This is a genomic window from Enterobacter sp. BIDMC93, assembly GCF_001037805.1.
Classification (GTDB): domain Bacteria; phylum Pseudomonadota; class Gammaproteobacteria; order Enterobacterales; family Enterobacteriaceae; genus Enterobacter; species Enterobacter hormaechei_C.
In genome coordinates, this window is record NZ_KQ089962.1 from 1710158 (window position 1) to 1723089 (window position 12932).

At 55.8% G+C, this 12932-nt stretch carries 14 protein-coding genes; 11 read left to right on the forward strand and 3 right to left on the reverse strand.

Translation table 11 applies throughout. The annotated features are described in order from the left end of the window. Positions 1-60 precede the first annotated feature (60 nt). The 7 genes from lepA (at position 61) to acpS (ending at position 6574) form a co-directional block, all read left to right on the forward strand. Entirely contained in the window at positions 61-1866 is a 1806-nt protein-coding gene (gene lepA / locus SK58_RS08190; RefSeq protein ID WP_003860714.1) for a translation elongation factor 4, read from the forward strand. Positions 1867-1881: 15 nt separating this feature from the next. Continuing rightward, entirely contained in the window at positions 1882-2856 is a 975-nt protein-coding gene (lepB, locus tag SK58_RS08195; RefSeq protein WP_006811565.1) for a signal peptidase I, read from the forward strand. Between the two features lie 223 nt (positions 2857-3079). Continuing rightward, on the forward strand, positions 3080-3760 hold the full coding sequence (rnc, locus tag SK58_RS08200) for a ribonuclease III (protein ID WP_003860711.1): 681 nt from the start codon (positions 3080-3082) through the stop codon (positions 3758-3760). Continuing rightward, positions 3757-4662, forward strand: a complete 906-nt coding sequence (era, locus tag SK58_RS08205; protein ID WP_003860709.1) for a GTPase Era — start codon at positions 3757-3759, stop codon at positions 4660-4662. Before rnc ends, era begins: the two co-directional genes overlap by 4 nt. Before the next feature lie 17 nt (positions 4663-4679). Further along, complete coding sequence (recO, locus tag SK58_RS08210; protein WP_015572142.1) at positions 4680-5387, forward strand: DNA repair protein RecO; 708 nt, start codon at positions 4680-4682, stop codon at positions 5385-5387. Between the two features lie 75 nt (positions 5388-5462). Further along, a complete protein-coding gene (gene pdxJ, locus SK58_RS08215; protein ID WP_015572143.1) occupies positions 5463-6194 on the forward strand; it encodes a pyridoxine 5'-phosphate synthase in 732 nt (243 codons plus the stop codon). Continuing rightward, on the forward strand, positions 6194-6574 hold the full coding sequence (gene acpS, locus SK58_RS08220) for a holo-ACP synthase (RefSeq protein WP_015572144.1): 381 nt from the start codon (positions 6194-6196) through the stop codon (positions 6572-6574). Before pdxJ ends, acpS begins: the two co-directional genes overlap by 1 nt. Here acpS and SK58_RS08225 read toward each other — a convergent pair. Together SK58_RS08225 and SK58_RS08230 are read right to left on the reverse strand one after the other, a co-directional pair. After that, on the reverse strand, positions 6571-6831 hold the full coding sequence (locus tag SK58_RS08225; protein ID WP_003860704.1) for a YfhL family 4Fe-4S dicluster ferredoxin: 261 nt from the start codon (positions 6829-6831) through the stop codon (positions 6571-6573). The genes acpS and SK58_RS08225 overlap by 4 nt on opposite strands. Positions 6832-6887: 56 nt before the next feature. Continuing rightward, a complete protein-coding gene (locus SK58_RS08230; RefSeq protein ID WP_003860702.1) occupies positions 6888-7736 on the reverse strand; it encodes a MurR/RpiR family transcriptional regulator in 849 nt (282 codons plus the stop codon). Between the two features lie 118 nt (positions 7737-7854). Here SK58_RS08230 and murQ point away from each other — a divergent pair, with 118 nt between their 5' ends. The 4 genes from murQ to tadA are packed head-to-tail and all read left to right on the forward strand — an operon-like array spanning position 7855 to position 11328. Further along, positions 7855-8751 carry an N-acetylmuramic acid 6-phosphate etherase gene (murQ, locus tag SK58_RS08235; RefSeq protein ID WP_048219655.1) on the forward strand — a complete coding sequence of 299 codons (897 nt, stop codon included), beginning with the start codon at positions 7855-7857 and terminating at the stop codon, positions 8749-8751. A gap of 9 nt (positions 8752-8760) precedes the next feature. Next, positions 8761-10125, forward strand: a complete 1365-nt coding sequence (locus SK58_RS08240) for a PTS transporter subunit EIIC (RefSeq protein ID WP_015572146.1) — start codon at positions 8761-8763, stop codon at positions 10123-10125. 3 nt (positions 10126-10128) lie between these two features. Further along, positions 10129-10764 (forward strand): phosphatidylglycerophosphatase C, encoded by a 636-nt coding sequence (gene yfhb, locus SK58_RS08245; RefSeq protein ID WP_017383550.1) that lies wholly within the window; start codon positions 10129-10131, stop codon positions 10762-10764. Positions 10765-10788: 24 nt separating this feature from the next. After that, complete coding sequence (tadA, locus tag SK58_RS08250) at positions 10789-11328, forward strand: tRNA adenosine(34) deaminase TadA (RefSeq protein WP_023304227.1); 540 nt, start codon at positions 10789-10791, stop codon at positions 11326-11328. On the opposite strand, the gene mltF is transcribed toward tadA, so the two are convergent. Next, positions 11216-12766: a membrane-bound lytic murein transglycosylase MltF gene (gene mltF / locus SK58_RS08255; RefSeq protein ID WP_017383549.1), complete on the reverse strand. Its 1551-nt coding sequence runs from the start codon at positions 12764-12766 to the stop codon at positions 11216-11218. The two genes, tadA and mltF, sit on opposite strands and share 113 nt — an antisense overlap. Positions 12767-12932: the final 166 nt, after the last annotated feature.

The window sequence follows — 12932 nt, forward strand, 5'->3', positions numbered from 1 at the left end:
TCCACCGCTGTGTCCATCAAGAAGATTTAATCCGCATAGCGAGTAAATAAATCCATACATATGAAAAACATAAGAAATTTCTCCATCATTGCTCACATTGACCACGGTAAGTCGACGCTGTCTGACCGTATTATCCAGATTTGCGGTGGCCTGTCTGATCGTGAAATGGCAGCCCAGGTTCTGGACTCCATGGACCTGGAACGCGAACGCGGTATTACCATCAAAGCGCAGAGCGTGACGCTCGACTATAAAGCTTCCGATGGTGAAACCTATCAGCTGAACTTTATCGACACCCCAGGGCACGTTGACTTCTCTTATGAAGTGTCACGCTCGCTGGCGGCCTGCGAAGGCGCGCTGCTGGTGGTGGATGCCGGGCAGGGCGTAGAGGCCCAGACGCTGGCAAACTGCTACACCGCCATGGAAATGGATCTTGAAGTGGTGCCGGTTCTGAATAAAATCGACCTGCCAGCCGCCGATCCTGAGCGCGTAGCGGAAGAGATTGAAGACATCGTCGGTATTGATGCGACCGATGCAGTGCGCTGCTCGGCGAAAACCGGTGTCGGTGTTCCGGACGTACTGGAACGTCTGGTGCGTGATATTCCGCCGCCGGAAGGCGACCCGGATGCGCCGCTACAGGCGCTGATCATCGACTCCTGGTTTGATAACTACCTCGGCGTTGTCTCGCTGGTGCGTATTAAAAACGGCACCATGCGTAAAGGCGACAAAATCAAGGTCATGAGCACCGGCCAGGTCTACAACGCTGACCGTCTGGGCATCTTCACGCCAAAACAGGTTGACCGTACCGAACTGAAATGCGGCGAAGTGGGCTGGCTGGTCTGTGCAATTAAAGACATCCTCGGCGCGCCGGTGGGCGATACCCTGACCGGTGCACGTAACCCGGCAGATAAAGCGCTGCCAGGCTTCAAAAAGGTGAAACCGCAGGTTTATGCGGGTCTGTTCCCGGTCAGCTCTGACGATTACGAAAACTTCCGCGATGCGCTCGGAAAGCTGAGCCTCAACGATGCCTCCCTGTTCTACGAGCCAGAAAGCTCAACGGCGCTGGGCTTTGGCTTCCGCTGTGGCTTCCTCGGTCTGCTGCACATGGAGATCATTCAGGAACGTCTGGAGCGTGAATACGATCTGGATCTGATCACCACCGCCCCGACGGTTGTCTACGAAGTAGAAACCACGTCGAAAGAGGTGATCTACGTTGACAGCCCGTCCAAGCTCCCGCCGCTGAACAATATTCAGGAACTGCGCGAGCCAATCGCAGAGTGTCACATGCTGCTGCCGCAGGAGTTCCTCGGTAACGTGATCACCCTGTGTATTGAGAAGCGTGGCGTTCAGACCAACATGGTTTACCACGGTAACCAGGTGGCGCTGACCTATGAAATTCCGATGGCGGAAGTGGTGCTCGACTTCTTCGACCGTCTGAAGTCTACCTCCCGTGGCTATGCGTCGCTGGACTACAACTTCAAACGCTTCCAGGCCTCGAACATGGTTCGTGTGGACGTGCTGATCAACGGCGAGCGTGTGGATGCGCTGGCGCTGATCACCCACAACGATAACGCCCCGTACCGTGGTCGTGAGCTGGTTGAGAAGATGAAAGATCTGATCCCGCGTCAGCAGTTTGACATTGCGATTCAGGCGGCCATTGGCAACCACATCATTGCCCGTTCAACCGTGAAGCAGCTGCGTAAAAACGTTCTGGCTAAGTGCTACGGCGGCGACGTCAGCCGTAAGAAAAAGCTGTTGCAGAAGCAGAAAGAAGGTAAGAAGCGTATGAAGCAGGTCGGTAACGTTGAGCTGCCGCAGGAAGCATTCCTTGCCATCCTTCATGTTGGTAAAGACGGTAACGGTAAATAACCTTAAGGAGTTGGCATGGCGAACATGTTTGCCCTGATCCTGGTCATCGCTACCCTGGTGACAGGTCTGTTGTGGTGCCTGGATAAGTTTATCTTCGCCCCAAAACGCCGTGAACGTCAGGCTGCCGCGCAGGCAGCCACGGGCGATGCGCTGGACGCGAAAACCCTGAAAAAAGTCGGCCCAAAACCGGGCTGGCTGGAAACAGGGGCATCGGTATTCCCGGTGCTGGCGATTGTGCTGGTGGTGCGTTCATTTATCTATGAACCGTTCCAGATCCCGTCAGGATCGATGATGCCAACGCTGCTGATCGGTGATTTCATTCTGGTTGAGAAGTTTGCCTATGGCATCAAAGATCCGATCTATCAGAAAACGCTGATCGAAACGGGTCATCCGAAACGTGGCGACATCGTGGTGTTTAAATATCCGGAAGATCCGCGGCTGGATTATATTAAACGCGCGGTAGGTCTGCCGGGCGATAAAGTGACCTACGATCCGGTGGCGAAAGAGGTGACCATTCAGCCAGGCTGTAGCTCTGGCACCGCATGTGAAAATGCGCTGCCAGTCACTTACTCCAACGTTGAGCCAGCTGATTTTGTGCAGACCTTCGCCCGCCGTAACGGCGGTGAAGCGACCAGCGGATTCTTCCAGGTGCCAAAAGGTGAAACCAAAGAGAATGGCATTCGTCTGGTTGAACGCAAAGAGACGCTGGGCGATGTTACTCACCGCATTCTGACCGTGCCCATCGCACAGGATCAGCTGGCAATGTACTACCAGCAGCCAGGCCAACAGCTGGCGACCTGGATTGTGCCGCCGGGACACTACTTCATGATGGGTGACAACCGCGATAACTCTGCGGACAGCCGTTACTGGGGCTTTGTGCCGGAAGCGAATCTGGTCGGTAAAGCAACCGCTATCTGGATGAGTTTTGAGAAGCAGGAAGGCGAGTGGCCGACCGGCGTTCGCCTGAATCGTATTGGCGGAATTCATTAATTTTCGCCAAAAATAACACGTAGCGGCTTTTATTCGCCGCTACGTGAATTATTTCAGCGATAAATCTCTTTGAACTAACGACATCCCCTGTCGTTGTGTATAGAATATTCCCCCGAAGTTTAAGGTTGGCCCTGCAAGGGTGCCACGGCACACGAAACCGCGTTGGTTTTCTCAGGTCGGTTTCGTGTGCTGCATTTTTGACGCATTCATTTATTGGTATCGCATGAACCCCATCGTAATTAATCGGCTTCAACGGAAGCTGGGCTACACTTTTCATCATCAGGAGTTGTTGCAACAGGCATTAACCCATCGCAGTGCCAGCAGCAAACATAATGAGCGTCTCGAGTTTTTAGGCGACTCTATTTTAAGTTTCGTGATTGCAAATGCGCTTTATCATCGTTTTCCGCGTGTGGACGAAGGTGATATGAGCCGCATGCGCGCCACGCTGGTGCGCGGCAATACCCTCGCTGAAATCGCACGCGAATTTGAGCTGGGTGAATGCCTGCGTCTGGGGCCAGGTGAGCTGAAAAGTGGTGGTTTCCGTCGTGAATCCATCCTTGCCGATACGGTCGAGGCATTGATCGGTGGCGTGTTCCTGGACAGCGATATCCAGACCGTAGAAAAGCTGATCCTTAACTGGTATCAGACCCGCCTGGACGAAATCAGCCCGGGCGATAAACAAAAAGATCCTAAAACGCGTCTGCAAGAATATTTGCAGGGTCGTCATCTGCCGCTGCCATCCTATCTGGTGGTGCAGGTGCGTGGCGAAGCCCACGATCAGGAATTTACCATCCATTGCCAGGTCAGTGGCCTGAGTGAACCGGTGGTCGGCACGGGTTCAAGCCGTCGTAAGGCTGAACAGGCTGCCGCCGAACAGGCGTTAAAAATGCTGGAGCTGGAATGAGCATCGACAAAACCTATTGCGGATTTATTGCCATCGTCGGACGTCCGAACGTTGGCAAATCCACCCTGCTGAATAATCTGCTTGGGCAGAAGATTTCTATCACCTCGCGTAAGGCGCAGACCACGCGTCACCGCATTGTCGGCATCCATACTGAAGGCGCGTATCAGGCGATCTACGTCGATACCCCGGGCCTGCACATGGAAGAGAAGCGCGCCATCAACCGTCTGATGAACAAGGCGGCGAGCAGCTCCATCGGCGACGTAGAGCTGGTGATTTTCGTTGTGGAAGGCACCCGCTGGACGCCTGACGACGAAATGGTCCTGAACAAGCTGCGCGACGGCAAAACGCCGGTGATCCTCGCAGTCAATAAAGTGGACAACGTGCAGGAAAAAGCCGATCTGCTGCCGCACCTGCAATGGCTGGGCAGCCAGATGAACTTCCTGGACATCGTCCCGCTGTCTGCGGAAACGGGTCTGAACGTTGATACCATCGCGGGTATCGTGCGCAAGCATCTGCCGGAAGCGACTCATCACTTCCCGGAAGACTACATCACCGATCGCTCTCAGCGTTTTATGGCGTCTGAAATCATCCGTGAGAAGCTGATGCGTTTCCTGGGCGCTGAACTGCCGTACTCTGTGACGGTGGAGATCGAGCGTTTCCAGAGCAACGAGCGTGGCGGCTACGATATTAACGGTCTGATCCTCGTTGAGCGTGAAGGGCAGAAGAAGATGGTGATCGGCAATAAAGGCGCCAAGATCAAAACTATCGGAATCGAAGCCCGTAAAGACATGCAGGACATGTTTGAAGCACCGGTTCACCTGGAACTGTGGGTGAAAGTGAAATCTGGCTGGGCCGATGATGAGCGTGCGCTGCGCAGCCTCGGTTACGGCGAAGATCAGTAACCTAAGACGACGAGCATATGGATGGATGGCAGCGCGCCTTTGTCCTGCATAGTCGTCCCTGGAGCGAAACCAGCCTGATGCTGGACGTCTTCACGGAAGAGTCCGGTCGCGTGCGCCTTGTTGCCAAAGGCGCACGTTCCAGACGTTCTAATCTGAAAGGTGCCTTGCAGCCTTTCACCCCGCTGCTGGTCCGCTTTGGCGGGCGAGGGGAAGTCAAAACCCTGCGCAGTGCTGAAGCCGTCTCCCTGGCGCTTCCTCTTTCTGGTATCACGCTCTACAGCGGTTTGTATGTTAACGAACTCATCTCACGGGTTCTTGAACATGAGACCCGCTTCTCTGAACTTTTCTTTGATTACCTGCACTGTATTCAGGCACTTGCTGGCGCAACCGGCACCCCTGAGCCTGTGCTGCGTCGTTTCGAACTGGCGCTGCTCGGACACCTTGGTTACGGCGTTGATTTTCTGCACTGTGCGGGAAGCGGAGACGAGGTAGAAGACACCATGACCTATCGCTATCGTGAGGAAAAGGGCTTTATTGCCAGTGTCGTCGTCGATAACAGCACCTTTACCGGGCGCCAGCTCAGAGCACTGTATGAACGCGAGTTCCCGGACGCCGATACTCTGCGTGCGGCAAAACGCTTTACCCGAATTGCGCTCAAGCCGTATCTTGGGGGCAAACCTTTAAAGAGCCGCGAATTATTCAGGCAGTTTATGCCGAAACGCTAATGTTTTACCCCTCACCCCAGCCCTCTCCCGGAGGGGGAGGGAGAAGGTAAATGAACAAAAATACCGAGGATTGTCATGGCTGAATTACTGTTAGGCGTCAACATCGATCACATCGCCACGTTACGTAATGCACGCGGTACCGCGTATCCCGATCCGGTTCAGGCGGCGTTTATCGCTGAGCAGGCTGGCGCCGACGGCATTACCGTTCACCTGCGTGAAGATCGTCGCCACATCACCGACCGGGACGTGCGCATCCTGCGTCAGACGCTGGACACCCGCATGAATCTGGAGATGGCGGTCACCGAAGAGATGCTGGCGATTGCCTGCGAGACCAAACCGCATTTTTGCTGCCTGGTGCCGGAAAAGCGTCAGGAAGTGACCACCGAAGGCGGTCTGGATGTGGCCGGGCAGCTCGACAAAATGCGCGATGCCTGCAAACGCCTGGCGGATGCCGGTATCCTGGTTTCTCTGTTTATCGACGCCGATTTCACCCAGATTAAAGCCGCTGCCGACGTGGGTGCGCCGTATATTGAAATTCACACCGGCTGCTATGCCGATGCCGAAAACGATGCAGCGCAGGCGAAAGAGCTGGAGCGAATCGCCAAAGCGGCAACCTACGCCGCGAGCCTGGGACTGAAGGTTAACGCCGGTCACGGCCTGACCTATCACAACGTAAAAGCCATCGCTGCCCTGCCGGAAATGCACGAGCTGAACATCGGCCACGCCATCATTGGCCGCGCGGTGATGAGCGGTCTTAAAGAAGCGGTTTCCGAGATGAAGCGCCTGATGCTGGAAGCGCGTCAGTAATGGCTATTCTGGGCTTAGGCACCGACATCGTTGAAATAGCCCGCATTGAAGCGGTGATCGCCCGGAGCGGCGATCGCCTCGCAAGACGCGTGCTGAGCGATAACGAATGGGCTATCTGGGAGGCGCATCAACAGCCGGTGCGCTTTCTGGCAAAGCGTTTCGCGGTAAAAGAGGCGGCGGCGAAAGCGTTCGGCACGGGCATTCGTAACGGCCTGGCGTTTAACCAGTTTGAAGTGTTTAACGATGAGCTGGGTAAGCCACGTCTGCGTTTATGGGGCGAGGCGCTTAAGCTGGCGGAAAAGCTGGGCGTGGCGCACATGCACGTAACGCTTGCCGATGAACGCCACTACGCCTGTGCGACGGTGATTATCGAAAGTTAAATTTTGTCCGCATGGTGCATCAGGACAAACTTATCCCACAGCTGTTCTTCGTTCTCGACGTGTGCCGGATCTTTTAAGATCGTATTGGGAATGGGGCACACCTTCTGGCAGGTCGGCGTCTCATAGTGGCCGATGCATTCGGTGCAGCGGTCGCTGTTAATCTCATAAATGCTGTCGCCCATCGAAATCGCCTCGTTCGGGCATTCGGGTTCGCACATATCGCAGTTGATGCATTTTTTGGTGATTAACAGCGCCATCAGGAAATTCTCAGAAACATCACAAACAGGGCGGGCATTATACGCTCATTCGTTGTTCAGACCAGTTTTTTTACCAGCTCTTCGCTGTGACGAATACGCTCTGGCGCACGCTCCAGATCCTGCTGAACCAGCGCCATAAACAGCAGGTCCGTCAGCATCATCTGCGCACTCGTCGACGAAATCGCCGCACTGCGAGTGGCCTGTTCCTCGGCGATGGTATACAGACAGCGGGTGGCCCGCTGCTGGAGCGCATTCGGGCTGAAGCCAGTAATCGCCAGAATTTTTCCTCCTACGCGCAGGGCTTCGTCGGTAGCCATATTAATTTCACGGCGCTCGCCGGAATAGGAGATGGCCAGCAGTAAATCGTCAGGATCCATGGCCTGCACGGTCGCCAGCAGCGCGTGCATATCCTGTTCAACGATGGCGTTATAGCCGATTTTTGTCAGCTTCCAGCCAAAGTTACGCGCAACCAGTCCGGAGGCGCCGATCCCGGTCAATACAATACGCCGCGCGTCGCGAAGCATGGCTACACTTTCCAGCAGCTTCTCTTCCGTGTTCACATCCAGCGTGGCATGCATTGCCGCCACGTTCTCTTTGATCAGCTTTTCGCCGACCAGACGCATCGGATCGTCGCCGCGGATCTGGTTATGCACCGGCATTGACTGCGGATTAGGGTTGCTTACCAGTGCTTCACTGATCGCCAGTTTTAGCGCCGGAAAGCCTTTATAGCCTATCTTCTGGGCAAATTTCACCACGCTCGACTGGCTCACCCCGGCTTCGCCTGCCAGCTGCTGGGAGCTGAGGTGTCGCGCGCGATCGGGCTGGGAAAGTAAATAATCCGCCAGCTTTTTGTCACTCTGGGCAAACCCTGCGTAGCGCTGGCGAATACGAATTAAACAGTTCATACGGTCTCCTGGCGAAAATGTGATTACCCGCGCAAATACGAATTTTGCTCGCCTGAATGAATTTTATATTCCATTATAGTGCGTTTATTATGAATTAAAAATTCCAGAGGTAAATAACATGAATCTAGGCTCTCTTGTTTCTGAAACGCGTAACCCGCAAACCATGGATCTTGATGCACTGTCCACGCTGGAGCTGGTAAACCGCTTTAATCAACAGGATACCCTCGTCGCGCTGGCAGTCAAAGAGACATTGCCCGAGGTGGCGAAAGCCGTAGACGCCGCTGCCGACGCTCTGAAAGCAGGAGGACGCATTATTTACATGGGGGCGGGTACCAGTGGGCGCCTCGGTGTGCTGGATGCCTCAGAGTGTCCCCCGACCTTTGGCGTTCCGCATGGTCTGGTCGTTGGCCTGATTGCCGGTGGCCCCGGCGCGCTGCTGAAAGCGGTGGAAGGGGCAGAAGACAATAAACAGCTTGGGGAAGACGATCTCAGGGCGCTGAACCTGACCGCGCAGGATCTGGTCGTCGGGCTGGCGACTTCTGGTCGTACGCCGTACGTCATTGGTGGGCTGGAATACGCAAGACAGACGGGATGTACCACGGTGGCCATCTCCTGTAACCCGGGTTCGCCGATTGCGCAGGTGGCTGCCATTGCCATCTCTCCGGTCGTCGGGCCGGAAGCGCTCACCGGCTCCACGCGCCTGAAATCGGGAACCGCGCAGAAGCTGGTGCTCAATATGATCTCCACCGGCGCGATGGTGAAATTCGGCAAGGTCTACCAAAACCTGATGGTGGATATGCAGGCCACCAACGTCAAGCTGGTGGACAGAGCCTGCCGCATGGTGATAGAGGCGACAGGGGCAGGTCGGGAAGAGGCGGAAGCGGTACTCAAACAGACCGATTACGACGTTAAACCCGCCATTCTGATGATATTAACCGGGCTGGATGCAGCCGCGGCCAGAGCCAGGCTCGAAGCCCATCACGGGTTTTTACGGGCGGCATTAGAACACCAATAAGAGGCGTGTATGGACAAAACAGCAGCGCTCGCCAGCGACATCCTGCTTGGGATCGGTGGGGAAAAAAATATTCAGCGTCTGGAAAACTGCATGACGCGTGTACGCGTCGAGGTGCACAACGACGAAAAGCTTGATTTAACGCGCCTGAAGCAGCTCCCCGGCGTGAGCGGGTACGTTAAACAGGGGCAACAGCACCAGCTGATTGTCGGTCCGGGCAAAGCGGCGCAGGTGGTTGATGCCATGCGCGCCCTGATGACGGGCAGTGAAACGGCTCCCGCCTTTGACGACGCGGAACGCACCAAAGCGCAGGCGAAAGCCAAATACAAAGCCCCCATGAGCGATGCGCTGCGCCAGCTGGCAAACGTCTTTATTCCTCTGATCCCGGCGTTTATCGCATCGGGGCTGATCACTGGGATTATCAATATCCTCAAGCGTCCGGATATTGTCGGGAATTTCGCCACCCAGTATCCGAACCTGCTGGGTATTCTGGCGATTTTCGGCAGCGCGGTGTTTGCCATCATGAACATTCTGGTGGGGGTAAACACGGCCAAAGTGTTCGGCGGCTCGCTGGCGATGGGCGGCGTAATGGCGGGTATCCTCTCCAGCCCGCAGCTGGCGCAGATTACGCTGTTTGGCGAGGCGCTTCAGCCTGGCCGAGGTGGGGTGATTGCCGTGCTGCTGGTGGTCATTCTGATGTGCTGGATCGAGAAAAAGCTGCGCGCGTTGCTGCCAGGCTCGATTGAGCTGATCCTCAACCCGCTGCTGACCACATTGATTACCGGGAGCGTGGCGATTGTGGCGCTACAACCGTTAGGCGGCGCGATCTCTGAAGCCATCGCCCACGGCGCGTCTCTGGCGATCGATCGCGGCGGGCTGCTGGTGGGGGCCGTGCTGTCCGGGACCTTCCTGCCGTTAGTGCTGACCGGTCTGCATCAGGGGCTGGTGCCGATCCACGTCGAACTGGTACAGGCGCACGGCTATAACGCACTGCTGCCGATCCTGTCGATGGCGGGCGTTGGGCAGGTCGGCGCGGCCATCGCGGTGCTGATGAAAACCCGCAACGCGCGTCTGAAAAAGGTCATTAAAGGGGCGCTGCCGGTCGGGTTACTCGGTATCGGCGAACCGTTGATTTTCGGCGTGACCTTGCCGCTGGGTAAGCCGTTCCTGGCCGCCTGCCTCGGTGGCGCGGTGGGCGGGGCGTTAATCAGCTACTGGAAAGTGGCGACCGTCATTACCTTCGGGATCTCCGGTTTACCGCTGGCATTAACCATCGTGACCGGAAAAGTGATGCTCTATCTGTTAGGCTATCTGGTAGCGGTGATCGCCGGGTTCCTGTTTACCTGGCTGTTAGGATTCAACGACCCAGAGGAGTAAGGTTTGGCCAGTCACGAGCGTCGCGTTGTCTTTTTTGATCTGGATGGAACGCTGCATCAGCAGGATATGTTCGGCACCTTTATGCGCTACCTGCTGCGGCGCCAGCCCCTTAACGCGTTGCTGGTATTACCCCTGTTACCCGTTATTGGTATCGCGCTGCTGGTGAAAGGCCGTGCAGCGCGCTGGCCGATGAGCCTGCTGCTCTGGGGATGCACGTTTGGTCATAGCGAAGCGCGCCTTAAGCAGCTCGAACAGGATTTTGCGCACTGGTTTCGCGGGCACGTCGCCGCGTTTCCCGTGGTACAGGCGCGCCTGACCAGCTATCTCGACGCCAACGATGCCGATATCTGGCTGATTACCGGCTCCCCGCAGACGCTGGTGGAGCATGTCTATTTTGATACGCCCTGGCTGCCGCGCGTGAATCTTATCGCGACACAAATCGCGCGCGGCTACGGCGGCTGGGTGCTGACTATGCGCTGCCTCGGACATGAAAAAGTGGTGCAGCTGGAGAAACGCATCGGTACGCCGCTGCGTCTGTACAGCGGCTACAGCGACAGCAAGCAGGACAACCCGCTGCTCTATTTTTGCCAGCACCGCTGGCGCGTCACGCCTCTGGGCGAACTTCAGCAACTCGAATAGTCTTATCTGTACCGGCTGTGTATAATGCCGCCCGCTTTTCGACTGGAGTATCAGCCCTTGTCCAACCCTGAACACAATCATGAATACTGGATGCGCCATGCGCTGGCGCTGGCTCAGCGCGCCTGGGACGAGGGCGAAGTGCCCGTGGGCGCGGTACTGGTCCATAACAATCAGGTGATTGGGGAAGGGTGGAACCGTCCGATTGGCCGTCACGATCCTACCGCGCATGCTGAAATTATGGCGCTGCGTCAGGGCGGACTGGTGCTGCAAAACTATCGTCTGCTTGATACCACCCTGTATGTCACCCTTGAGCCGTGCGTAATGTGCTCCGGGGCGATGGTGCACAGCCGAATCGGTACGCTGGTGTTTGGCGCGCGGGATGAAAAGACGGGCGCTGCTGGTTCACTGATGGACGTATTTGGGCATCCGGGGATGAACCACCAGGTGAAAACTATCGGCGGGGTACTTGCACCAGAATGTTCGGGTCTGTTAAGTGACTTTTTTCGAATGCGTCGGCAGCAGAAAAAGCAACAAAAGGCAGAATTGAAACCGCAGGATGATTAAGCTCGTCCGGTGCGACCACCGGATAGCTTTCAGCCAGCTGTTGCGCCTCGGCCGCCTCTTTTTCTTTCTCCAGCAGATATCCCACCAGGCTTATCTGGTACTTACGAATATTTTCCACGTAGGCATACGCTTCATGCCCGCGCGCATAGCCGTACGTCAGCTTCTGGTACCACTGTTTCTGGCTAAGCAGCGGCAGGCGCTGTTTTACATCTGACCAGCTGTCCGGGTTACCTTTGGTTTTCGCCGTCAGCGCCCGCGCGTCGAGCATGTGCGCATAACCCATGTTATAGGCGGCCAGCGCAAACCAGATCCGCTCCCCTTCCGGGACCGTCTCCGGCACTTTCGCCATCATATCCTGTAAATACTGCGCGCCGCCGCTGATGCTCTGTTCCGCATCGGTCCGGTCGCTGATGCCGAGGCTCTGGGCGGTATTTTTGGTCAGCATCATCAACCCGCGCACGCCCGTGGGGGAGGTGGCCTGAGCATCCCAGTGCGATTCCTGGTAGGAAATCGCCGCCAGTAGCTTCCAGTCAATCTCCTCGGCGTACTTCTCAAACAGCGGTTGCAGGTCCGGCAGCACGCTGTCCACCGCGCGCAGGAAAGTGCGGGTGTCAACGTAATCAAAATCGTCCCCGTGACCGAGATATTTCTCTTCCAGGCGCGCCAGGGTGCCGTCTTCATTGATGGAATTAAAGAAATCGAGCATAGCCGCAGAGACGGTTTGATCGTCATCCAGCTGGGTAAACCAGGTCACCGGCTGTTCGTCGGTCACATCCAGCGCCACGGCGATTTCAGGATGAACGCGCTGGAAAAGGCTGATCGCCACCGAATCAGCAATAGTATAGGCCAGTTTTTTATCTTTTACCTGCTCCAGTAATTCGGTCGTGCCGAGTTTAGGATCGACCGTCCAGCTGAGGTTCGGGTATTTTTTCTCTTTCAACGCCCGCAGATCGTCAATCACCACATGGCCTGGCGCAATGGTCAATTGCTGGTCGGTGATGTCGGCCAGTGAGCGTGGGCGCAGGCTACCCACACGATAAACCACCTGCTGCGACACGGAGTAATAGGTCGGGCCCGGTTGATAGTTTTTGCTGCGTTCGCTGTTGTACACCAGACCTGCGGCGAGAATATCGGCACGGTCATGGTCCAAATCATCAAACAGCTGGTTGATGTTCTGCCGCACGGTAACTTTCAGCTTCACGCCCAGATAGTCCGCAAACAGCTGTGCCAGTTCGTAATCAAGACCGATGGTTTTACCGTTGATATCGTCGTAAATAAGCGGGGAGGAGAGGGTACTGACGCGCAACTCCCCCCGCTCCTGAATGGCGGCGATACGGTTTTCGGCCTTGCCGAACCAGGGGATAGACGGCCAGAGGGCCACTGCCAGCAGCAACGTAACAATGCCGATGAGCAGATAATTAATCTTTAATTTTTTCAATTAGTTAATTCTCTGCGACGCCGGTTGCCTCAGTGTGCTGTAGTCATGTTAAGAGTAGAGTTTGCCATTGATTGAGCGGCATTTTGCGCAAAGTAGCGCCAGTTGGCAACCAATTAGAGAGACAGGTCACATCTATTGTTAAACATAAAGGATGATTTTATTTCGA

What these genes read in the sequence shown, in the direction of transcription:
- SK58_RS08225 (WP_003860704.1), bottom strand. Translation starts at nt 6,831, where the DNA reads ATGGCGCTGTTAATCACCAAAAAATGCATCAACTGCGATATGTGCGAA.
- lepA (WP_003860714.1), top strand. Translation starts at nt 61, where the DNA reads ATGAAAAACATAAGAAATTTCTCCATCATTGCTCACATTGACCACGGT.
- SK58_RS08240 (WP_015572146.1), top strand. Translation starts at nt 8,761, where the DNA reads ATGGACAAAACAGCAGCGCTCGCCAGCGACATCCTGCTTGGGATCGGT.
- SK58_RS08230 (WP_003860702.1), bottom strand. Translation starts at nt 7,736, where the DNA reads ATGAACTGTTTAATTCGTATTCGCCAGCGCTACGCAGGGTTTGCCCAG.
- lepB (WP_006811565.1), top strand. Translation starts at nt 1,882, where the DNA reads ATGGCGAACATGTTTGCCCTGATCCTGGTCATCGCTACCCTGGTGACA.
- tadA (WP_023304227.1), top strand. Translation starts at nt 10,789, where the DNA reads ATGCCGCCCGCTTTTCGACTGGAGTATCAGCCCTTGTCCAACCCTGAA.
- rnc (WP_003860711.1), top strand. Translation starts at nt 3,080, where the DNA reads ATGAACCCCATCGTAATTAATCGGCTTCAACGGAAGCTGGGCTACACT.
- era (WP_003860709.1), top strand. Translation starts at nt 3,757, where the DNA reads ATGAGCATCGACAAAACCTATTGCGGATTTATTGCCATCGTCGGACGT.
- acpS (WP_015572144.1), top strand. Translation starts at nt 6,194, where the DNA reads ATGGCTATTCTGGGCTTAGGCACCGACATCGTTGAAATAGCCCGCATT.
- pdxJ (WP_015572143.1), top strand. Translation starts at nt 5,463, where the DNA reads ATGGCTGAATTACTGTTAGGCGTCAACATCGATCACATCGCCACGTTA.
- murQ (WP_048219655.1), top strand. Translation starts at nt 7,855, where the DNA reads ATGAATCTAGGCTCTCTTGTTTCTGAAACGCGTAACCCGCAAACCATG.
- recO (WP_015572142.1), top strand. Translation starts at nt 4,680, where the DNA reads ATGGATGGATGGCAGCGCGCCTTTGTCCTGCATAGTCGTCCCTGGAGC.